General features: G+C 66.1%; 19 protein-coding genes and 1 pseudogene. 12 read left to right on the forward strand and 8 right to left on the reverse strand.

The window, feature by feature from the left end:
• Positions 1-53: 53 nt before the first annotated feature.
• Positions 54-941: a LysR family transcriptional regulator gene (locus IVB23_RS26760; protein ID WP_247800594.1), complete on the forward strand. Its 888-nt coding sequence runs from the start codon at positions 54-56 to the stop codon at positions 939-941.
• A 247-nt stretch (positions 942-1,188) separates the two neighbouring features.
• On the forward strand, positions 1,189-2,496 hold the full coding sequence (locus IVB23_RS26765) for an FAD-binding protein (protein WP_247800595.1): 1,308 nt from the start codon (positions 1,189-1,191) through the stop codon (positions 2,494-2,496).
• 31 nt (positions 2,497-2,527) lie between these two features.
• Here IVB23_RS26765 and IVB23_RS26770 read toward each other — a convergent pair whose 3' ends face one another.
• Positions 2,528-3,082, reverse strand: a complete 555-nt coding sequence (locus IVB23_RS26770) for a flavin reductase family protein (protein WP_247800596.1) — start codon at positions 3,080-3,082, stop codon at positions 2,528-2,530.
• A 57-nt stretch (positions 3,083-3,139) separates the two neighbouring features.
• A complete protein-coding gene (locus IVB23_RS26775) occupies positions 3,140-4,237 on the reverse strand; it encodes an LLM class flavin-dependent oxidoreductase (RefSeq protein ID WP_247804968.1) in 1,098 nt (365 codons plus the stop codon).
• 217 nt (positions 4,238-4,454) lie between these two features.
• On the opposite strand from IVB23_RS26775, the gene IVB23_RS26780 reads away from it, so the two are divergent.
• The 3 genes from IVB23_RS26780 (at position 4,455) to poxB (ending at position 7,860) form a co-directional block, all read left to right on the forward strand.
• The gene (locus IVB23_RS26780) at positions 4,455-5,381 is read left to right on the forward strand and encodes a 2-dehydro-3-deoxygalactonokinase (RefSeq protein WP_247800597.1); all 927 of its coding nucleotides are present in this window, start codon (positions 4,455-4,457) and stop codon (positions 5,379-5,381) included.
• Position 5,382: 1 nt separating this feature from the next.
• The gene (locus tag IVB23_RS26785; RefSeq protein WP_247800598.1) at positions 5,383-6,009 is read left to right on the forward strand and encodes a 2-dehydro-3-deoxy-6-phosphogalactonate aldolase; all 627 of its coding nucleotides are present in this window, start codon (positions 5,383-5,385) and stop codon (positions 6,007-6,009) included.
• A 114-nt stretch (positions 6,010-6,123) separates the two neighbouring features.
• Positions 6,124-7,860 carry a ubiquinone-dependent pyruvate dehydrogenase gene (poxB, locus tag IVB23_RS26790; RefSeq protein WP_061878927.1) on the forward strand — a complete coding sequence of 579 codons (1,737 nt, stop codon included), beginning with the start codon at positions 6,124-6,126 and terminating at the stop codon, positions 7,858-7,860.
• A 65-nt stretch (positions 7,861-7,925) separates the two neighbouring features.
• Here the strand turns inward: poxB and IVB23_RS26795 are convergent, their stop codons facing one another.
• Positions 7,926-8,291 carry a hypothetical protein gene (locus tag IVB23_RS26795; RefSeq protein ID WP_061878928.1) on the reverse strand — a complete coding sequence of 122 codons (366 nt, stop codon included), beginning with the start codon at positions 8,289-8,291 and terminating at the stop codon, positions 7,926-7,928.
• Positions 8,292-8,360: 69 nt separating this feature from the next.
• Complete coding sequence (locus IVB23_RS26800) at positions 8,361-9,269, reverse strand: PaaI family thioesterase (RefSeq protein ID WP_247800599.1); 909 nt, start codon at positions 9,267-9,269, stop codon at positions 8,361-8,363.
• A gap of 151 nt (positions 9,270-9,420) precedes the next feature.
• Between IVB23_RS26800 and IVB23_RS26805 the strand changes: the two genes are divergently transcribed.
• Together IVB23_RS26805 and IVB23_RS26810 are read left to right on the forward strand one after the other, a co-directional pair.
• Positions 9,421-9,741 (forward strand): hypothetical protein, encoded by a 321-nt coding sequence (locus tag IVB23_RS26805; RefSeq protein ID WP_061878930.1) that lies wholly within the window; start codon positions 9,421-9,423, stop codon positions 9,739-9,741.
• 184 nt (positions 9,742-9,925) lie between these two features.
• The gene (locus tag IVB23_RS26810; protein WP_247800600.1) at positions 9,926-11,152 is read left to right on the forward strand and encodes an LON peptidase substrate-binding domain-containing protein; all 1,227 of its coding nucleotides are present in this window, start codon (positions 9,926-9,928) and stop codon (positions 11,150-11,152) included.
• A 19-nt stretch (positions 11,153-11,171) separates the two neighbouring features.
• On the opposite strand, the gene IVB23_RS26815 is transcribed toward IVB23_RS26810, so the two are convergent.
• Together IVB23_RS26815 and IVB23_RS26820 are read right to left on the reverse strand one after the other, a co-directional pair.
• Positions 11,172-12,647 (reverse strand): amidase, encoded by a 1,476-nt coding sequence (locus tag IVB23_RS26815; RefSeq protein WP_061878932.1) that lies wholly within the window; start codon positions 12,645-12,647, stop codon positions 11,172-11,174.
• Positions 12,648-12,840: 193 nt separating this feature from the next.
• Positions 12,841-13,101: pseudogene (locus IVB23_RS26820) on the reverse strand (ring-opening amidohydrolase); the annotation flags it as partial.
• Between the two features lie 281 nt (positions 13,102-13,382).
• Here IVB23_RS26820 and IVB23_RS26825 point away from each other — a divergent pair.
• From IVB23_RS26825 to IVB23_RS26840, 4 genes are all read left to right on the forward strand, one after another.
• The gene (locus tag IVB23_RS26825; protein WP_247800601.1) at positions 13,383-15,719 is read left to right on the forward strand and encodes a Tex family protein; all 2,337 of its coding nucleotides are present in this window, start codon (positions 13,383-13,385) and stop codon (positions 15,717-15,719) included.
• Between the two features lie 193 nt (positions 15,720-15,912).
• Entirely contained in the window at positions 15,913-16,377 is a 465-nt protein-coding gene (locus IVB23_RS26830) for a hypothetical protein (RefSeq protein ID WP_247800602.1), read from the forward strand.
• A 100-nt stretch (positions 16,378-16,477) separates the two neighbouring features.
• Positions 16,478-17,170 carry a response regulator transcription factor gene (locus IVB23_RS26835; protein WP_247800603.1) on the forward strand — a complete coding sequence of 231 codons (693 nt, stop codon included), beginning with the start codon at positions 16,478-16,480 and terminating at the stop codon, positions 17,168-17,170.
• Positions 17,157-18,233: a HAMP domain-containing sensor histidine kinase gene (locus tag IVB23_RS26840; RefSeq protein WP_247800604.1), complete on the forward strand. Its 1,077-nt coding sequence runs from the start codon at positions 17,157-17,159 to the stop codon at positions 18,231-18,233. Before IVB23_RS26835 ends, IVB23_RS26840 begins: the two co-directional genes overlap by 14 nt.
• 12 nt (positions 18,234-18,245) lie before the next feature.
• Here the strand turns inward: IVB23_RS26840 and IVB23_RS26845 are convergent, their stop codons facing one another.
• Both IVB23_RS26845 and IVB23_RS26850 read right to left on the reverse strand, forming a co-directional pair.
• A complete protein-coding gene (locus tag IVB23_RS26845; protein WP_061878938.1) occupies positions 18,246-18,617 on the reverse strand; it encodes a helix-turn-helix transcriptional regulator in 372 nt (123 codons plus the stop codon).
• Entirely contained in the window at positions 18,614-19,480 is an 867-nt protein-coding gene (locus tag IVB23_RS26850) for a S1C family serine protease (RefSeq protein ID WP_061878939.1), read from the reverse strand. The genes IVB23_RS26845 and IVB23_RS26850 overlap by 4 nt, the downstream gene beginning before the upstream one ends.
• Before the next feature lie 184 nt (positions 19,481-19,664).
• Here IVB23_RS26850 and IVB23_RS26855 point away from each other — a divergent pair, with 184 nt between their 5' ends.
• Complete coding sequence (locus IVB23_RS26855; protein ID WP_247800605.1) at positions 19,665-20,630, forward strand: VOC family protein; 966 nt, start codon at positions 19,665-19,667, stop codon at positions 20,628-20,630.
• Positions 20,631-20,636 lie beyond the last annotated feature (6 nt).

A 20,636-nucleotide genomic window follows, 5' to 3' on the forward strand; every position in this document is an offset into this window, starting at 1 on the left:
TGGGCCGTCGCGAACGGGCATTGCCGCAAATTTGCGAGAGAGGAGGAGGCTCGATGGAGGAGATCGAAGTCTTTCTGGCTGTCGTCGAAGCCGGCAGCCAGACCGCGGCTGCGCGGCGGTTGGGGCGCTCGCTCCAGTCGGTCAACCGGGCGCTGTCTGCGCTGGAACGTAGCGTCGGGGTCGAGTTGGTGCGGCGGACCACGCGGCAGTCGGTGGCGACGGAGGCGGGGCTTGCGTTCTATCGTCGCGTCAAGCCAGCCTTTGCCGAAATCAGTGAAGCGCGCCTCGAGGCGGCAAACCGGCGCGTCGAGCCCTCCGGGCTGCTCAGGGTCGCCGCGCCAATCCTGTTCGGGGCCACCCATGTCGTGCCGGCCATTGCCGAGTTCATGGCGCGCTTTCCGCAGATCGAGGCCGACGTCAACATGTCCGACCGGCCCGTCGACGTCGTCGGAGACGGCTTCGATCTCGCAGTCCGGATCAGGGAATTGCCGGACTCTTCACTCAAGACTCGGCGGCTGGGAGAGCTGCGCACCGTCGTCTACGGTGCGCCCGATTATTTCAAGCGCCACGGCCGCCCGCGTCAGCCCAGTGATCTCGCCGATCACCAATGCATCCTGCGCAGGACGGCCCACGGCGAAGCCGATGCATGGCGGTTTCGGATCGACGGCCGCTTGACCACCGTGCAGGTGAATGGCCGTTTTCGCACCGACAGCACGACGGCGGCGCATGCTGCCGCTCGTCATGGCATCGGCGTCGGATATGGTCCGTTCTGGCAGATCCGCGATCTCGTCGACCAGCAGGCTCTCGAGATCGTGCTCGAGCATTTCGAGGCACCGCGAACGCCCGTGCGTGCAGTGTTTCCACCCAGCGCGATACCGCCGGCCAAGACGCACCTCTTCGTCGATCTCCTGGCGGAGAGGCTGAAGCTCGAGCGGCTTTGAGCGACGTTTCGAGAACTCATTCTACCGGCTGGCGGGAATGTCTATCTCGCGCCACGCCCGTTGTCCCGGCGCAGGGGCCATCGCAGCTTGAAGCGCAAGGGCACTTTCGCCCCGCGAGAAGGACTGCGCCATGACTCCCAATCGACGGACACTCCTCCATGCGGGCGTCGGCGTCACCGCGACGCTGGCCTCCGCTACTCTTGCCGGACAGTCATCCGGCGCGCGCGATTCGCGATCGCCCGAGCCCTTGCTCGCGAACGACGCAGAATCTCGCGCGGCAGCCGCGCAGGATTTCGGCCACATCGTGGATAGACGGCCTCGGGCCGTCTGCAAGCCTGCGACGGGCGGCGAGGTCGCTGACATCATGCGCTGGGCAAAAGCCCAAGGGCTGAAGGTTGCGGCGCGCGGGCAGGGGCACGCAACCTATGGCCGGGCTATGGCCGAAGACGGCATCGTGATGGATCTTGGCATGTTGGCCACCATCCATCGGATCGAGCCAGATCGCGTCTTGGTCGATGCCGGTGCGGCCTGGCACAAGGTGTTGGATGCGACCTTGGCCAAAGGGCTCGTTCCGCTGGTCTTGACCAATTACCTCGATTTGTCCGTCGGCGGCACGCTTGCCGTGGGGGGAATCGGGGGATCCTCATCCCGGCACGGTTTCCAGACCGATCAGGTTCTGGAACTCGACGTCGTCACCGGCGAAGGCGTGGAACTGTCCTGTTCGCCGACCTCGCATCCCGAGCTCTTCGATGCGGTTCGAGCCGGCCTTGCGCAATGCGCGATCATCATCAGGGCGACGCTTCGCTTGGTGCGCGCACCCGAGCGGGTTCGCCGATTTCAGCTGTCCTATCCCGATCTTGCCTCGCTCACGGCAGATCAACGGCGCGTTCTGGAAGAGGCGCGCTTCGATCAGTTGCAGGGGGCTGTCGTGCCCGACGGCACCGGTGGCTGGCGCTATCAACTGGAGGCGGGTGTCTTCTACGACGGCACGATGCCTCCTGACGACGGGGCCTTGCTCGCGGGCCTGGTGGACAAGCGCGAGACCGTCTCCGACCTGACCTTTGGCGAGGACGCGAACGCATTCGCCAAGCTCGAAAAAATCCTGCGGGCGAATGGCCAATGGCTCAATCCGCATCCCTGGCTCCTGACCTATCTGCCGGGCAGCAACGCGCTGAAGATCGCGAGCGATGTCATTGCCGAGCTGAACAGCGATGATCTGGGTCCGTTCGGGCGCACCACCTACTATCCGATGTTCACGGACGGATGCCGCACGCCCCTGCTTCGGCTTCCTGACGAACGCGTCGTGTTTCCGTTCAATCTCATCCGTATCCCGGCGTCGGCGGACAGGGCGAATGCGGAGCGGCTGGTCATGCGAAACCGCGAGCTCTACGAGCGTATTCGCAGCGCAGGTGGTGTGCTGTATCCAGTGAGCGCGTTTCCGATGTCGTCCAGCGATTGGGCGGATCATTTCGGTGTGCGATGGTCGCTTTTGCGCGAAGCCAAGGAGAGGCATGACCCCGGCAGCCATCTCACTCCGGGCTATGAGCTGTTCTAGATCGCCGGATCCGGCATCGGCCGCGGCATCGTCAGGAGAAATCCGTCCAGCTCAGATGCCGCGCGTCGAGGTCGCCGATCGTCACGCCCTCGCGCATCTCCCGCGGCGTATGAAAGTTGCTGCGCAAGTACACGAGCGGCGTCGCCATGGCTGAATGCGAGACGTCACGCACCTCGCCTACGAAGATCGAATGCGTCCTGGTTTCGAATTCCTGCGCCAGCACGCAGTCGAACGCGGCAACCGCGTCGCTCAGCACCGGCGCGCCGGTTGCTCCACGCCTCCACTGCCCGAATGCGAAGCGGTCGTCGCCATTGACGCCCTTCTGGCCGCTGAAGGTGAGCGCGAGCAGCGCATGATCCTCGTGCAGGAAGTTGATCGCAAACGCGCCTTCCTCGCGGATGCGCGCGTGGGCGCTGGCGTTGCGGTTGACGCAGACGATCATCGATGGCGGCGAATCCGACAGCGAGCAGGCCGAGGTCACCGTCAGGCCCGTGCGCTTGCCGTGCTCGGCACCCACCGTCACCAACGCGACGGCGCCGGCGCATTGGCGCATCGCCTGCTTGAACTCCTTGGCATCGACCGTCACGCGGAAATCTCCGAAATGAATGCGGGTGCGGCACGATCGCGCCGCACCCGCTGAGCGTCAAGCCGCCTTCTTCGCCGAGCCGAGATGCGCAAGGCGCGGCATCACCTCGTTCTTCAGCAGCGAGAGCGAATGGTGCCAGGCTTCGGCCTTGTGCTTGTAGTCGAAGCCGAACACCAGGAGCACGCCGAAGCCGCCGACCTCCTCGTAGATATTCTCGATCTTCTCGGCGACCGTCGCGGGCGAGCCGACGATCCAGTTCCGCTTGGCGCAATATTCGACCGTGACGTCGCTGTCGGGCACGTCGGGCGCGTGCTTCAGATAGTCCTTGAAGCCGAAATGGCCGAGCAGCGGCAGGAAGTACTCGCTCATCATCCGGCCCATCATGTCGCCGGTCGAGAGCTTCCAGGCCTCTTCATCGGTGTCGGCAACGAACACCTCGCGCACCAGCCGCCAGTCCTGCCGGTTCGGCTTGCGGCCGGTCTTGGCAGCACCGAGCTCGACGGAGTCCCAGTGGCTGGAGACATAGGCCGGGTTGAGGTTGAGGCTCATCGGGATGAAGCCGCGCTCGCCGGCGAGCTTCAGCGTGTCCGAGTTCTTCGACAGCCCGGCGACGCCGATCGGCGGATGTGGCGCCTGCAACGGTTTGATATGGGGTTTCAGGAAGTCGAACATCGTGTCCGGCTTGGTCACCGTCCAGAACTTGCCCTTGTAGGTGAAGGGCGCGGGATCGGACCACAGCTTCAGGATGATCTCCAGCGCCTCGCGGGTCATGTCGCGGTTCTGCCCGCTCATGCCGTCGACGTTGAACATCGCCCAGTCGCTCGGCAGGCCGGATGCGGCGACGCCGAAATTGAGCCGGCCCTCGGAGAGATGGTCCAGCATGGCGACGCGGTTGGCGAGCTCGGCCGGATGATGATAGGGCAAGAGAAAGCCGCCCGGCCCGATGCGAAGCTTTTTCGTCTGCATCAGCGCCTGCGCGATCAGGAGGTCGGGCGTGGGATTGGGTTCCCAGGGCGCGGTGTGGTGCTCGCCGACCCAGGCTTCCTGGTAGCCGAGTTCGTCGAGCCAGCGCATGACTTGCAGGTCCCAGTCGTTCCCTTCCTTCAGGCCGCACTCCGGCGGATGCGAAGGCATCGTGAAATAGCCGATCTCCATGGGTTTCCTCATCTGATGTTGACGCGTCTTGTCGCGCGTTGACGGCGTTGAACGACCAGTCTTCAGCAAGCGGTGTGCCAGCGCGGCGGGACTTCGAATCGAAGAGAAAGCGCTGGTTTGCCTGCGCAATAGCCGGTATCTCGACGGGAGCCTGCAAGACATCGTCTCGTTTGTCGCGAGACGGCGTCTCAGCCGTGAGACGAGGACGAGACCTGACATGACCGAACCCGCTTATGTCGCGGTGGACTGGGGCACCAGCAGCTTCCGGCTCTGGCTGATCGATGGCGCCGGCCAGGTGCTGGCCGAGCGCCGCAGCGGCGAGGGCATGCTGGCCGCGGCGAAGGTCGGGTTCCCGGCGGTGCTGCGATCGCATCTCGCGGCGGTCGAAGCGCCGGATCATCTGCCGGTGCTCGTCTGCGGCATGGCCGGTGCCCGCACCGGCTGGGTCGAGGCCGGCTATGTCGACGCGCCGGCGCCGCTCTCTGCCGTTCTGAAGCAGGCCGTGCGTGTGCCGGGCGAGGCGCGCGATATCCGGATCCTGCCGGGCATCGCGCAGCGCGACGCCGAGGCGCCGGACGTCATGCGCGGCGAGGAGACGCAACTGCTCGGCGCCCTCGGCCTCGACGCCGCGGGCGAGGCGCTGGTCTGCATGCCCGGCACGCATTCGAAATGGGTTCGCGTGAAGGATGGCACGGTCGCGCATTTCTCCACTTTCATGACCGGCGAGCTGTTCAGTGCTGTCTCGCGCGAGACGATCCTGTCGCTCGCGGTCGCCGGCGCAGACGACGCCGAGGATGTCGCAAGCTTCCAGGCGGCCGTGAAAGCTGCGTACGAGGCACCGGCCTTCGCCGCCAATCTTCTGTTCGGCGCGCGGTCGCGACAGCTTCTGTTCGGCGGCACGCCGGCCGCGGCGCGCGAGACGCTGTCGGGCACGTTGATCGGTGTCGAGCTGGCGGCAGGGCTCTCCGGCACCGTGCCGCAGTCGGGTGTCATGCTGATCGCCTCGGGACGGCTCGCGCGGTTGTACCGGCTGGCTTTCGAGGCGCTGTCGATGACCGCAAGGCCGATCGATGCGGATGAGGCCGTGCGCCGCGGTTTGTCGATGGCGGCTGCCGCGATCTGGACGAAGCAGAAGGATTCTTGAGATGAGCGTTGCTTTTCCGCCGATGAAGCGGCCGCTGGTCGCGATCCTGCGCGGCGTCAAGCCCGAGGAGACCGAGGCCATTGTCGGCGTGCTGATCGAGGCCGGCATGACCGCGATCGAGATTCCCCTGAACTCGCCCGATCCGTTCCGCTCCATTGCGATGGCGGTGAAGCAGGCGCCATCAGGCGTATTGATCGGCGCCGGCACGGTGCTGACCGCGGCAGATGTCGATCGTCTCGATGACGTCGGCGGCAAGCTCATGGTCTCGCCGAATGTCGACACCGAGGTGCTCGCGCGCGCGCATCAGCATGGCATGGTGACGATGCCCGGTGTGTTCTCGCCGACCGAGGCGCTGCTTGCCGCGCGCTCGGGTGCGTCGAGCCTGAAATTCTTCCCGGCGAGCGTGCTCGGCGCCTCCGGAATCGCCGCGATCAGGGCCGTGCTGCCATCAGGCGTGATGATCGCCGCCGTCGGCGGCGTCTCCGACCAGAACTTTGCGGAGTACATCAAGGGCGGTGTGACCGCGTTCGGGCTCGGCTCCAGCCTCTACAAGCCCGGCATGACGGCAGCGGACGTCGCAGCTCGCGCGAAGGTGACGGTCGCGGCCTACGATCGGGCGATTGCGTAAAATTGAGCAGGAACAGACAAGCGGTGATCGTGTCATAGCTTATTGTCCCTCGCGGTGTCGCAACCGATGTTTGCGCATCGTGCACATGTGACTGGCTGAAGCAGGAGACCGACAATGGCGATCAACAACGTAGCCGATCTGTTCGTGGCAACGCTCGAACAAGCGGGTGTCAAGCGCATCTACGGCATCGTCGGCGACAGTCTTAATGCGCTCACCGAGGCGCTGCGCCGTCGCGGCACCATCGAGTGGATCCACGTCCGGCACGAGGAGGTTGCAGCGTTTGCAGCGGCCGGCGAAGCCGAGATGACCGGGAGCCTCGCAGTCTGCGCCGGCTCCTGCGGCCCGGGCAATCTGCATCTGATCAACGGGCTGTTCGATGCTCACCGCAGCCGCGTTCCGGTGCTCGCGATTGCGGCGCAGATCCCGACCGCCGAGATCGGTGGCGGCTATTTCCAGGAGACCCATCCGCAGAACCTGTTCCGCGAATGCAGCCACTATTGTGAGCTGGTGTCGGATTCGAGCCAGCTTCCCTACGTGCTGGAGAACGCGATTCGCGCCGCCGTCGGCCTGCGCGGCGTTGCCGTCGTTGCCATGCCCGGTGACGTCGCCTTCCGCAGTCCCCCGAAGCGTGAGCTGTCGACGGCGCGCGGCCTTGCCTTGTCGGCGCCGAAGGTCGTGCCGGAGGCCGATGAGCTGAAGGCGCTGGCGGACCTCCTCAACGCCGCCGAGCGTATCACTCTCTTCTGCGGCCGAGGCTGCGCCGGCGCGCATGCGCCGCTGATGCAGCTGGCGGAAGCTCTGAAGAGCCCGATCGTGCATGCGCTCGGCGGCAAGGAGCATGTCGAGTACGACAACCCTTACGACGTCGGCATGACCGGATTCATCGGCTTCTCCTCGGGCTATGCCGCCATGCACGCCTGCGACGCGCTGGTGATGCTCGGTACCGATTTTCCGTACAAGCAGTTCTTCCCGACCAACTGCCAGGTCGCGCAGATCGACATCCGCCCGGAAAATCTCGGCCGGCGTTGCAAGATCGATCTCGGCCTCGTCGGCGACGTCAAACTCACCATCGAGGCGCTGCTGCCGCTGCTCAAGACCAAGACGCAGCGCAAGCATCTCGACGATGCTGTCGCGCACTACAAGAAGGCTCGCGAAGGGCTCGATTCGCTCGCCAGGGGCACGCCGGGAAGCAAGCCGATCCATCCGCAATATCTCGCCAAGGTCATCAGCGACCATGCGTCCGAGGATGCCGTGTTCACTGCCGATGTCGGCACGCCGACCGTGTGGGCCGCGCGCTATCTCGACATGAACGGCCGCCGCCGGCTGATCGGCTCCTTCGCGCACGGCTCGATGGCCAACGCGATGCCGCAGGCGATCGGCGCGCAGGCCGCACAGCCCGGCCGCCAGGTCATCTCGCTCTCCGGCGACGGCGGCTTCACCATGCTGATGGGCGATCTGATCACGCTGACGCAAGAGAAGCTGCCGGTGAAAGTCGTCGTGTTCAACAACGGCGTGCTAGGCTTCGTCGCGCTGGAGATGAAGGCGGCGGGCTTCGTCGACACCGGTGTCGATCTGGAGAACCCCGATTTCGCCGCGATGGCGCGCGCGATGGGTATCTTCGCGAAACGCGTCGAGGATCCCGGCGAACTCCCGGGCGCGATGAAGGAGATGCTGGCGCACAATGGGCCGGCATTGCTCGACGTCGTCACCGCCAAGCAGGAGCTGTCGATGCCGCCGACCATCACGGCCGAGCAGGTCAAGGGTTTCAGCCTCTGGGTCCTGCGCGCGGTGATGAACGGCCGCGGCGACGAGGTGCTGGACCTCGCCAAGACCAATCTCTTGCCGCGCTGATTTCAGCCGAGGCGGTTCGGTTCACCTCTCCCACCGGGCGAGGTGAACCACGGACTGCGCGGGCCTCAGCCCCGCTTCACCGATGGCACGGGCATCTGCTCATGGCGGCGTTGGAAGCGTTGCCAGTGCAGTGCGATGCCGACCAGCAGCGCCGGCACAAAGCCGAGCCCGATCAGGAAATGCGGCAGCGCCTTCGCTGAAACGAAGGCAATCGCAATATCCGAGATCAGCCACAGCGCTGCGAATATGACCGCAAAGTCCGTGCGCGGGCAGCGCAGGTAATAGAGCACGGCAGTGATAACGATGGCAGGACCGATGGCGATCGCGAATATGATCGCCGTCAGCTCCTTCGGCGTCAGCGCGTCGAGCACCATCGATGCCAGCAGCCAGAGCGCGGCGAACATGGCGACGATATCGAGCGGATGCCGCAATCTAATACCTCTCGCGGGGACGTGTGCTATCGTTGTGGCCGAAACTTCGGCCGTCAAGTCAAAATGCGCTTATTCCTCGTCACTTCCCGGCGTCGGGCGCAGCATGAAGTGACCGAAGGCGGTGGCGATCGGCTTGGTGGCATCATCCTGCCAGGCCCGCGCCTCGAAGGCCACGATTCGCCGGCCCTGCTTCACGATCGAGACGTCGGCGAACGTGTCGAGGGCACGGCCGGAGCGCAGATAGTTGACGGTAAGGCCGATCGGCTTGGGCGGCGCGGCAGCGCCGAGCTCGCGCGCCACGCCGACGATCGCGGTGGTCTCCAGGAAGGCGCCGGTCATGCCGCCATGGATCGCGGGCAGGATCGGATTGCCGATGATCTTCGGCGAGAACGGCATCGTCAGCGTGCCGTCGTCGTTGACGCGGATGCCGAGACACCGCGCGAACGGGCTGCGCGCAAACGGCCCATCCGGAACCTCAGGAGCCTCCAGCGACGGGATGCTGCGCGTATCCATACGGCGGTCGGCAAGCATGTTGGTGCGGTTGGCGCCGATCATGAAGCAGGCGGTGGCGGTCGCGACCGGATCGTCCTCCGACTCCTGATAGGCGGTGGAGCGCACGAAGGCAATCGAGCGTGTGGTGCGGTAGCAGACCGAATGCGCCTTGATGTCGAGGCCCGGCGTCGCCGGCTTCTGATAGTCGATGCGCAAGTCCAGGGTTGCGATCGCGCGCGTGCCGTCGAGCGCAAGCTGCACGGCCATGCCGCAGCTCTCGTCCAGCATTGCCGTGACGACACCGCCGTGCAGCACGCCGGTCTCGGTGTCGCCGACGAAGACGGGCCGGTAGGGCAGGCTGGACCAGGCCTCGGCTGGCGCGAAGCGGTCGAGCTGGAGCCCGCTGATATGGCCGTAATCGGAGCGGCGGCCCTTGATGGCTTCGGCGAGTTCCTCGAACGGGAGCGTGACAGGTACAGTGGACATGGCGATGTTCTAAACCAGTGCCGAGCGCCGCGCAAAACCCCCGAATGTGCCTTGTCCGGGACGCCCTGCCGGGGGCGGTTTGGCCTCGACAGGCCGGGCCAAAGCAACGATGGTGGGCGCTTCGTTCGTCCCATGCCCGCAAGGAGCGCCCATGACCGACCCCGAGACACCCGGCACCAATCAGGGGCCCGTCACGATTTCCACCTCGAGCTCGGAGCGGGCGCCGATCATCTATTTCGACGGTGCATCCTGCTTCGGTCACCACAACGGCGCGATCCAGATCGAGCTCGCCGCGAACCTCCTGATGCCGGTCGGCGCCGCCGTCAGGGTCGACGTGGTCCAGACCGCGCACCTGCGTTGCAGCGTGGCCGCGGCGCTGGCGCTGCGCGAAGCGCTCGACAAGGCGCTCGCGATGTACCAGCAGGGCCAGCAGCAGCCGCGGCCGGAGGAAATTCCGGCGGTGAAGAACTGAGGTCGCAATTGACAGCGATTTATCTTTGCGTCACCTTCCGTGCAGGTTGATACGACCTGCCGGTTGCACCCTCCGTGGAATGGTGAACGTATCGAGCCTTCATCGGCCTCCCCTTTGCCCGAGCGTCCGGGTCAGCAACGCAACCGCCTGATACATCTGGATCGCTCATGCAGAGGACGAACCAATGCGTGATTTTCGCGATGCCAAGGCTATGGCGCAGACCCTGCGCGAATCCCTGACCACCAAGGCCGTCACCATCAGTCACAGCGAAAGCCTCGAACTGGTTTCGAGGATGCTGGGCGTTGCCGACTGGAATACATTGTCGGCAATGCTTCAGACCGGGCGTCGCGACACGCCTGTGCCGATCGCAAGGCTCAAGAGTTCGACTGCAGTCTATCCCGCGGTCCCGTTACGCGATTTCGTGCCGCTTCCAAACGCAAGCTTTCCGCTGTTCGTCGGGCGCGAGAATACGGTGCTGGCGCTCAACCATGCGTTCGAGGGCGCACGCGAGATGGTCTGTGCGATTCAGCGCGACGCGACCGTCGATGAACCGCAATTTGCCGACGTCTACGAGATCGGTCTGCTCGCTCAATTGGTCGAGCTCGAGCGGCTCTCCGACGGCTCGATCAGGGTGTTGACGAGCGGAATCCGCCGCGTCGGGCTTCGCAGCTTCGCGGCGACGAACAACGGTTACCGGTCCGAGGCGTTCGAATTGCCTGTCAGCCCGTCTGCTGACGCGCCTGACCTGGTCCGCCGAACCATCCAGCGCTTCGAGGATTATGCGGCGGCCCACGGTCTGCTGATGCCGGATGTCTGGCTGTTCTTCGATCAGACGCGCGACGTCGGGCGTATCGCCGATACGATCGCGACGCGGATGAAGCTGTCGGTCAAGGACAAGTACGAGCTGCTGGCAATCCTCGATCCCGTGAAGCGGCTGGAGAAGATCGACGCGTTGCTCGACGTGTCGTCTCGCTCGTTCGCTCCGGCCTATGTCGCCACGCGCCGCCGGGCGCTTGATCTTGCCGACCGGCGGCGCCATCAGTTTGCAACGCTGGAACACCTTCTGCTGGCGTTGACCGAAGACGGTGATGCCGCGCCTGTCCTGCAGGCCTGCAACGCCAATCTCGGCAGGCTCAGGCAGAGCCTGACCGACTATCTCGACAAGGACCTCGCTCACATTGTGGTCGAGACCGGTACCGCAGCGCCGACTGCTGCATTCCAGCGCGTCGATCGTCGGGCCGCGCTGCTTGCCCAGGAGGCCGGCAATCCCGCGGTGACCGGCGCCAATGCACTCGTCGCCCTGTTTCCGGAGACACGAAGTCCCGCGGTGCGCTTCCTCGCCGAGCAAGACGTATCGCGCTGGCGCGTGGACAAGGCCATCGCGAAAGCCAGTGCCAAGGACGAGGGTTAGAGGAGGACGCGGCGGCAGCTCACGCTTTGGTCACATGCACCTTTGCGGTCTTGCCGCCGTTCCACTTGCCATCGAGCGCACGCTCGATCTGGGCAGCGAGTTGCAGCAAGAGGCCGTCATTGGCCTGCTTGGCGATGGCCTGGATGCCGAGCGGCAGGCCATGCTCCTGAGTTGCCATCGGCATCGAGATCGCCGGCATGCCGCAGAGATTGGCGAGCGGCGTGAAGGCGAAGTTGCGCCAGAGATTGCCGAACCAGTCGAGCACGTCGGGATTGTCGGAGATGGTCAGGTATTCCCTGGTGCCGACCTTCGGCGTCGGCAGCGCCGTGATCGGCGTCAGGATCACGTCCCACTGCTCGAAGAAGGCGCCGAAGCCGCGCGAGGTCGTGTTGAACACGCCCTGCATCTTCGCCCGCTCGGCGAAGCTGGTGTGCCGGCCGGCTTCCCAGATGCGGATGTTCATGGGTTCGATCAGATCTTCCGGCGGTTTCTCCAGCCCGCGCGCAGCGAGCATATTGGAGATCACCACCGCGAAATTCGAGATGTAGCAGGTAGTCTGCGCCGCGAACGCGGCACGGAAATCGAGCTCGGGCAACGCGTAGTCGACGTGATGGCCGAGGCCTTCGAGGAAGCGGCCGGCCTTCTCCAGCTCGGCGGCGATTTCCGGCGTGGCGGTATAGTCGCCCCATGTGTGCGACACCGCGATGCGAAGCTTTGACGGGTCGCGCTTGATCATCTCGCAATAGGGCTGCGCCGTGGTCCAGAACGGCATGAATTCGCCGGGTGCCGGTCCGCGGGCATGGTCGACGAAGGCGGCGGTGTCGCGCACCGAGCGCGACTGGCAGCCCTGGATCGAGACGAGGCCGGTGAGATCGGACATGTGCGGCGCGAGCGAGAACACGCCGCGCGAGACCTTCAGCCCGATATTGCCATTGACGCCGGCGGGAATGCGGATCGAGCCGCCACCGTCGGTCGCATGCGCGATCGGCACCACGCCCGCGGCGACCATCGCCGCGCTGCCTGCGGACGAGCCGCAGGTGGTGTAGTCGGTATTCCAGGGATTGCGCGTGACGTAGACGGCGGGATTGTCGGCGGAACTGCACACGCCGAATTCCGGCGTCGTGGTGCGTCCGATCAGGTTCAGTCCGGCTTGGCGGAATTTTCCGGTCAGGAACGTGTCCGCGCCGGCGCGATTGCCGCGCATCAGCAGCGAACCCATCTCCTGGAGCCGTCCCTTCATGGTCGGCCCGAGGTCCTTCATCAGGAAAGGCAGGCCGGCGAACGGGCCGGCGAGATTCGCGCCGTCCTTGGCGGGGTCGGCGATCACATCCTCGAACAGCTCGACCACGCCCGACAGTGCCGGATTGACCTTGGCAACGCCTGCCGCAGCCTGCCGCGCCAATTCCTTCGCCGTCAGCTCGCCCTTGCGGACGCGCCCTGCCAGCGCGACTCCGTCGTGCTGCGCCCATTCATTCCAGCTCATCGGCAAAGTCATGACGTCAAAATCCTCTTGGATAGCGGCTATCTTCCTTTCGCAAGCAACGGTCCGAATCAAGCGAGCCGGCGCGAGGGGCAGGGTTGCGTGGGGCGGACAGGTCGCAAGCCCCGGAAGATGCCGGGTCGTATCAATCCGACAGTCGTGCAATCGCTGCAACCGGCCCGCCGCCCGGCGGACCCTGGTGCTCGGCGCCGCCGGACATCACGAAGGCGATGCGCTGCTCGACCTCGTGCGGCGGCAGGTCGAGGTGGGGTGCCAGCGCCGCGCACAGCGCGCTGACGGCGTATTCCCGCGTGAAATCGTTGACGCCGCCATTACCCTCGGTCTTGCCGAGGATCGCCAGGATCTCGCGCGGGTCGATCGCGCCCGAACCGATCATGGCCATGAGACCGGAGACGTCGCCGGGGCCCGTGGTGGCGATCCTGAAGACGCCGACCGATGTTGTACGCATGACTGTCCTTGTGGAGTTCAGGGGCCTGGCGGCGCAAACAGCCGCTGAACGGCGGCTCCTGTCAAGCCGGATGACGGGTCGGCTATCCTGGTCTGCCGCGACGCAAGAGAGAAGCCGCGCGTCCCCACGAATGTGGCGAGATCGCATCGATCCGGCAAAAAATCCTCTGTCGACGGTTGCGCGCCCCACCTTGATGAATCAACCTCGGTTGGTCCATAAGCGGCGTCCCGCGGCCGGTGGTTTTCGACCTGCGTCGCGTGCTTTGATAGAGGGAATCTCGCGTGGCAAACATCAACCACAAAATTGCGCAGGAGCTTGGGGTTCGCGCCGAGCAGGTCGAGGCGGCGGTGACGCTGCTCGACGGCGGCGCCACGGTTCCCTTCATCGCGCGCTACCGCAAGGAAGCGACCGGTGCGCTCGACGACGCGCAATTGCGCACCCTGGAGGAGCGCCTGGTTTACCTGCGCGAGCTCGAGGACCGCCGCAAGGCCATTCTCGAATCGGTCCGCGAGCAGGGCAAGCTCGATGCCGCTCTTGAAGCCTCCATCATGGCCGCCGACAGCAAGGCCCGCCTCGAAGACATCTACCTGCCGTTCAAGCCGAAGCGTCGCACCAAGGCGGAGATCGCCAAGGAAGCCGGGCTCGAGCCGCTCGCCAATCAGCTCATGGCTGAGCCCGGCAACGATCCGAAGGTCGTGGCGGAAGCCTTTATCAACGCGGAGAAGGGCGTCGCTGACGCCGCCGCCGCGCTGGACGGCGCCCGCGCCATCCTGGTCGAACGCTTCGACGAGGACGCCGACCTGATCGGCGCCTTGCGCGAGGAGATGTGGACCAATGCGCGCATGGCCTCCAAGGTGCGTGACGGCAAGAAGACCGAGGGCGAGAAGTTCGCCGACTATTTCGATTTCTCCGAGCCGCTGACCAAGCTGCCCTCGCACCGCATCCTCGCGATGTTCCGCGGCGAGAAGGAAGAGATTCTCGATCTGCAAATCCAGGCCGAGGCTGAAGCGCCGCCGCCGGGCGTGCCGAGCGCCTATGAACTGAAGATCATGAAGCGGTTCGGCATCGCCGACCTCAAGCGTTCCGGCGACCGCTGGCTGATCGACACCGTGCGCTGGGCCTGGCGCACCAAGATCCAGGTGCATCTCAACATCGACCTGCGCATGCGGCTGTGGAATTCGGCCGAGACCGAAGCCGTGCGCGTGTTCGCCTCGAATTTGCGCGACCTGCTGCTGGCTGCGCCCGCCGGCACCCGCGTCACCATGGGGCTCGATCCCGGCTACCGTACCGGCGTCAAGGTCGCCGTCGTCGATGCGACCGGCAAGGTGGTCGACACCATCGCGATCTATCCGCACGAGCCGCAGCGGCAGTGGAACGAATCGCTGGCAACGCTCGGCCGGCTCGCGATCAAGCATCGCGTCGAGCTGATTGCGATCGGCAACGGCACTGCCTCGCGCGAGACCGACAAGCTCGCGACCGAGCTGGTCAAGGGCCTGCCCGAGCTGAAGATGAACAAGATCGTGGTGTCGGAAGCCGGCGCCTCGGTCTATTCGGCCTCGGCCTTCGCGTCCGAGGAGCTGCCGGGCCTCGACGTCACCCTGCGCGGCGCGGTCTCGATCGCGCGACGGCTCCAAGATCCGCTCGCCGAGCTCGTCAAGATCGAGCCGAAGGCGATCGGCGTCGGCCAGTACCAGCACGACCTCGGCCAGGCCAAGCTCGCCAAGTCGCTCGATGCGGTGGTCGAAGACTGCGTGAACGCCGTCGGCGTCGACGTCAACACCGCCTCGGCGCCGCTGCTCGCCCGCGTGTCAGGCGTCGGTTCTGGCCTGGCGCAGAGCATCGTCGCGCACCGCGACGCCAATGGTCCGTTCAAGTCGCGCAAGGCGCTGAAGGACGTGCCGCGGCTCGGGCCGAAGGCGTTCGAGCAATGCGCGGGCTTCTTGCGCATCCTCGGCGGCGAGGACCCGCTCGATGCCTCCGGCGTGCATCCGGAAGCCTATCCGGTGGTGCGCCGGATTCTCGCGGCGACCAAGAGCGACATCAAGGCGCTGATCGGCAGCAGCGAGATCGTGCGTACCCTCAAGCCGAAGGATTTCGTCGATGAGACTTTCGGCCTGCCGACCGTCACCGACATCCTGCGCGAGCTGGAAAAACCGGGCCGCGACCCGCGCCCCGCGTTCAAGGCCGCGGTGTTCAAGGAGGGCGTCGAGGAGATCAAGGATCTCAAGAAGGGCATGATCCTCGAGGGCACCGTCACCAACGTCGCCGCCTTCGGCGCCTTCGTCGACATCGGGGTGCACCAGGACGGTCTCGTGCACATCTCGGCGATGTCCAAGACCTATATCAAGGATCCGCGCGAGGTGGTGAAGCCGGGCGATATCGTCAAGGTGAAGGTGCTGGACTTCGAGGTCGCCCGCAAGCGCATCTCGCTGACGCTGCGCCTCGACGACGAGGTCGGGCCCAAGAAGGACGCACCCGGCATGCAGCGCGACAACAGCTCACGCAATCCCGCCCGCATGACCTCGTCGGCTCCGCGCAAGCAGGAGTCTTCGGGCGGCGGTGCGCTTGCGGAGGCGCTGCGACGCGCGGCCGAGAAGAGTGGCGGCAAGCGGGTGTGAGTCCTTGACCTCTCCCCGCTCGTTGCGGCGAGAGATCAGATCAAGCTCTCTCCACGTCGTGGGGAGGGCGGTGCCTTCCTGACACCCGCGTCAGAATCTGGCGTGTTTGTAAGTTGAAGGTGCCGGTCCCTTCCTTTCATCTGACCATCCTCGTGCGGCGCGGTGACCGCCGCACTGCAAGGAGGATGCTTCGATGAACAACAGGCTTCTCAAAGGCTTCACCGCGGTGACGGTCGTCGCCGCGATGGCGCTCGCTTCACCGGTGCTCGCCCGTGGCGGCGGCGGTGGCGGAGGCCATGGCGGTGGTGGCTTCGGCGGTGGCGGTCATGGCGGCTTTGGCGGTGGCGGCCATTTCGGCGGTGGCATGCACGCCGGCGGCTTCGGCGGCATGCGCGCCGGTGGTTTCGGCGGCATGGGTCGCGCACGCTTTGCTGGCGGGCCTGCCTTCGGCGGCCCGCGTTTCGCGCACGCGGCGATCGGTCCGCGCTTCGCCGGCGCAGGCTGGCACGGCCGCCACGGCTTCCGTCACCACCATTTCCGTCGTTTCGCCGTCTTCGGCGCGCCCTATTTCTACGGCGGCTACAATGACGGCTGCTGGAGCAGGAGCTGGACGCCCTATGGATGGCAATGGGTCAATGTGTGCGGAGACTACTGGTAGTCGCATCGCCGTACCGCACCATTGTCGCGATCGCCACCGGGCGGTTCCGCTCAGCCCCGGAACGGGATAGTCTGGTGGCGATCGTCGCGCGGAGCTTGTCATGAGCGGAGGTCACCGTCGCATCCTGGTCGTCGAGGACGATCCGGAAACCGCAGGTCAGCTCGTCGAGGAGCTGACTGTTTCGGGCTACGACGTCGACCTCGCAACCAATGGCCGCGAAGCCCTGAGCCACGGCGCCGCGCGCGACTATGCCGTGATTACCATCGACCGCATGCTGCCCGATATCGACGGCATCAGCGTGATGCGCCAGTTGCGCGACGAGGGCATCGCCGCGCCGTTCCTGATCATCTCCGCGCTCGGCGAAGTCGACGACCGCGTGCGCGGCCTGCGCGCCGGCGGCGACGATTATCTCGTCAAACCGTTCTCCTTCACCGAATTGCTGGCGCGCCTCGAAGCGCTCGGCCGCCGCAGCGAGACCATCGCCAAGGAGACGCTTCTGCGCGTCGGCGATCTCGCGATCGACCTGATCGCGCGCAGCGCCTCCCGCCGCGGCCGCAAGATTCCGCTGCTGCCGCGCGAATTCCAGCTGCTCGAATATCTCGTCCGCAACGAGGGCCGCGTCGTATCCCGCGCGATGCTGCTTCAGCACGTCTGGGACCTGCATTTCGATCCGTCGACCAATATCATCGACGTCTATGTGGGGCGCGTTCGTCGCAAGGTCGACGATGCCCAGGACTATCCGCTGATCCACACCATCCGCGGCATCGGATATTGCCTCCGTGCTCCTGGCTAAGACCCTTCGCTCCTCGACCTTCCGCCTCGCGCTGATCGCGATCGCGGCGTTCGGGTTGATCGTCGCGGCGATCATGGCCTACGTCTATTTCGGGACGCTCGCTTACGTAGAGCGCCGGCTCGGCGGGGCCGTCGATCATGACGGCTTCACCGGCATGATCGAGCTCGCGATGGTCGCGGTCGCCATGCTGCTGCTGGTGCTCGCCGGGCTCGCGGCCGTGCTGGTGACGCGGCGCACTGTGGGGCGGATCGAACAGATCAACGCTACCAGCCGCGCCATCATGCTCTCCGGCCTCGACCAGCGTATCCCCTTGCGCGGCAGCAACGACGAGTGGGACCGCGTCGCCGAAAACCTCAACCAGATGCTCGACCGCATCGAGACGCTGATGGGGGAGGTCAAGCAGGTCAGCGACAATGTCGCACACGATCTGCGCACGCCGCTGACGCGCATGCGCGGCCGGCTGGAGAAAGCTTATCACGCCCCGCGCAACAGCGAGACCGACGCCGCGCTGATCGGGGACACCATCGCCGATCTCGATGCCGTGCTCGGCATGTTCGCCTCCATCACCCGGATCTCCGAGATCGAGACCCGCGCCCGCACCGGCGCCTTCCGCGCGCTTGATCTCGCCGAGATCGCCGGCGAGGTCGTCGAGCTCTACGATGCCGCCGCCGAGCAGGTTGCCACAAGGCTCAGCCTTGCCGGAGAACGCGACGTGGCGATCACGGGCGATCGCGACTTGCTGTTCGACGCCATTGCCAATCTCGTCGACAACGCGATCAAGCACGGCTGCAAGGGCGGGCGGGTGACCGTGACTTGCCGCAGAGCCGATGGCGCTGCGGTGATCGCGATTGCCGACGACGGTCCGGGCATTCCCACCGAGCAGCGCGATCACGTCTTCAAGCGCTTCTACCGGCTCGAACGGAGCCGCTACACGCCGGGCAATGGCCTCGGCCTCAGCCTCGTCGCCGCGGTCGCGCACCTTCATGGCGCCGAGATCGCGCTGCATGACAATGCGCCGGGCCTGACGGTCAAGCTCAGCTTCCCGGCGGCGTCAGCGCCGTGAGGCTGGGCGGCGTCAAAGCTCGATCACGCCGCGACGCGCGGCGTGCGCGACTGCATCGGTGCGGCCGGTCGCGTCCAGCTTGTCGAGCAGCGAGCCGACATGGAACTTCACGGTGTGGACGGAGATGCCGAGCTGACGCGCGATCATCTTGTTCGAGGCACCTTCCGCCATTAACGCCAGCACGTCGAGCTCGCGCTGCGTCAGCGCGATGTCCTCGGGCATGATGCGCGGATCGCGCGCGACGATCGCCGCGGCCGCCTGCTCGCCAGGCGCAGCAAGACGAAGCCCCGGGATATTGCCGAGCAGCGCCGTCAGGCGATCGGCGAGGGCGGGGGCGTCGATCTCCAGCGCGAGCACGATCTCGGCCGTCTTGTCCTCGCTCACGTCTCCGGCCTCTCGCCGACCGTGACCTTGAAGCTGGCCGGCTCGTCGCCGCGACGCACCGCGACATCGACCACCGTGCCGACGCTCGAAGGTCCCAGCGTCCGCGACAGCGCACGCACGCCGGACAGTTTCTGGTCGTTGACTGCGACGATCACGTCGCCCTGACGGATGCCGGCCGCGGCCGAAGGGCCGGCCTTGTCGACATTCATCACCATGGCGCCGATGCCGTCGTCGAGCCGCACCGGCTGGAGCCCGAGGCCGAGATATCCCCGCGCGATGCGGCCGCGCGCCTCCAGTTGCGCCGCGACGCGCTCGATCGTCGCCGCCGGGATCACCAGCACGCGCCGCGGTCCGAGCACGGCCATGCCGAAGGCTTCGCCCGATGCATCGAGCGCGAGGCCGCCCTGCTGGCTGCCGCGCAGACGGACGTCGAGCTCGATCCGGGCATCGATGTCGCCGCCGCGCAGGGAGCGCCAGCTCTTGCCGGATGTCGACACCATCCCGAGCGCGGCGCTCGGCGTCTCGCGATTGGTGGCGACCACCACCGACAAGGCGCCGAGCGGCGGGACCGTCGCGGCGAGCTTGACCGGCGCGACGGCGGCATCGACGCGCAGCAGCGCGATGTCGGTCGTATGGTCGCGGCCGGCGATCGTGGCGGCCGCGGTGCTTCCGTCGGCAAGGCCGATCTCGACCGCGCCCTCGTCCGCCAGTGCCTCGTCGGCCGTGACGATCAGGCCGGGTTTCCAGGCGAAGCCGGTGGCGCGGGAGCGGTGCGAATGCACGGAGACGACGGACGGCGCCGTGCGCGCCGCCATGTCCGCGAGGGCGGACGACAGCGAAGACAGGGGAGTAGGGGCGGTCATGGCAGGCTCCTGTAAGCTGTCCTCAATCTGGGATATTGCGGGCCCCTGCGAAACTGGCCGGGTGGCCAGGACTTCCCTCCGCGCGACCGACGAACATGTGATTGGGACCCGCTCACGGGAACGTGTAGCAATCGGCCGACATTGCGCCGCATGGCCCTCAACCATTTTGACCGAGCCCTGACCGATGACCATCGATCTCACCCGCCGCACCCTGCTGCAACTCGCCGGCGCAACCTCGCTCGCGATGGCGGCTGCAGCCGCGGCGCGCGCGGAGGGCGTTCCTCAAGGCGGCGGGCCGACCTTTGCCAGCCGCACGCCGATGCGGGTCGGCATGGTGACGCTGCGGGTGAAGAATCTCGACAAGGTTGCGGATTACTACCGCGACGTGATCGGGCTTGCCGTGATGGAGCGTTCGGCGACCGCCGCGAAGCTCGGCACGGCCGGCATAGCGCTGCTGGTGCTGGAGGCCCGTCCCGATGCGGAAATCGAGCCGCGCAATGCCGCCGGCCTCTACCACACCGCCTTCCTGATGCCGACGCGAAAAGACCTCGCGCGCTGGCTGGTGCATGCCGCCTCGCATCGCGTGCCGCTGTCGGGTTTTGCCGATCACCTCGTCAGCGAGTCCGTCTATCTCGACGACCCCGAGGGCAACGGCATCGAGATCTATGCCGACCGCGATCCCTCGCAATGGCAATGGAGCGAGGGCAGCGTCAAGATGGCGACCGACGAGCTCAACATCCCCGACCTGCTGTCGCTGACCAATCCACGCGTCGCCGACTATGCCAGGGCGCCGGACGGCTTGCGCGTCGGCCACATGCATCTGCGCGTCGGCGACCTCGCGCAGGCCGAGAGCTTCTATCACGGCACGATCGGCCTTGATCCGACGCGCAAGCGCAGCGGCGCCGCGTTCCTGTCGTCGGGCCGTTATCACCATCACCTCGGCTTGAATGTCTGGCAGAGTCAGGGCGCCGGACGGCGCGACGATGCCACCACGGGCCTTGCATGGTTCTCGCTGGTGACGGCGAAGCAGGACATTCTCGCCGCACAGGAGGAACGCCTGCGCAAGGGCGGTGCGCAGCTCACCACGCTTGCGAATGGCGTGGAGGCGATCGATCCATGGGGCACGCGGGTGCGGCTGCTCAAGGCGTGATCGAAA

Origin of the sequence: Bradyrhizobium sp. 191, assembly GCF_023100985.1 — a bacterium.
GTDB classification, from domain to species: Bacteria; Pseudomonadota; Alphaproteobacteria; order Rhizobiales; family Xanthobacteraceae; genus Bradyrhizobium; species Bradyrhizobium diversitatis.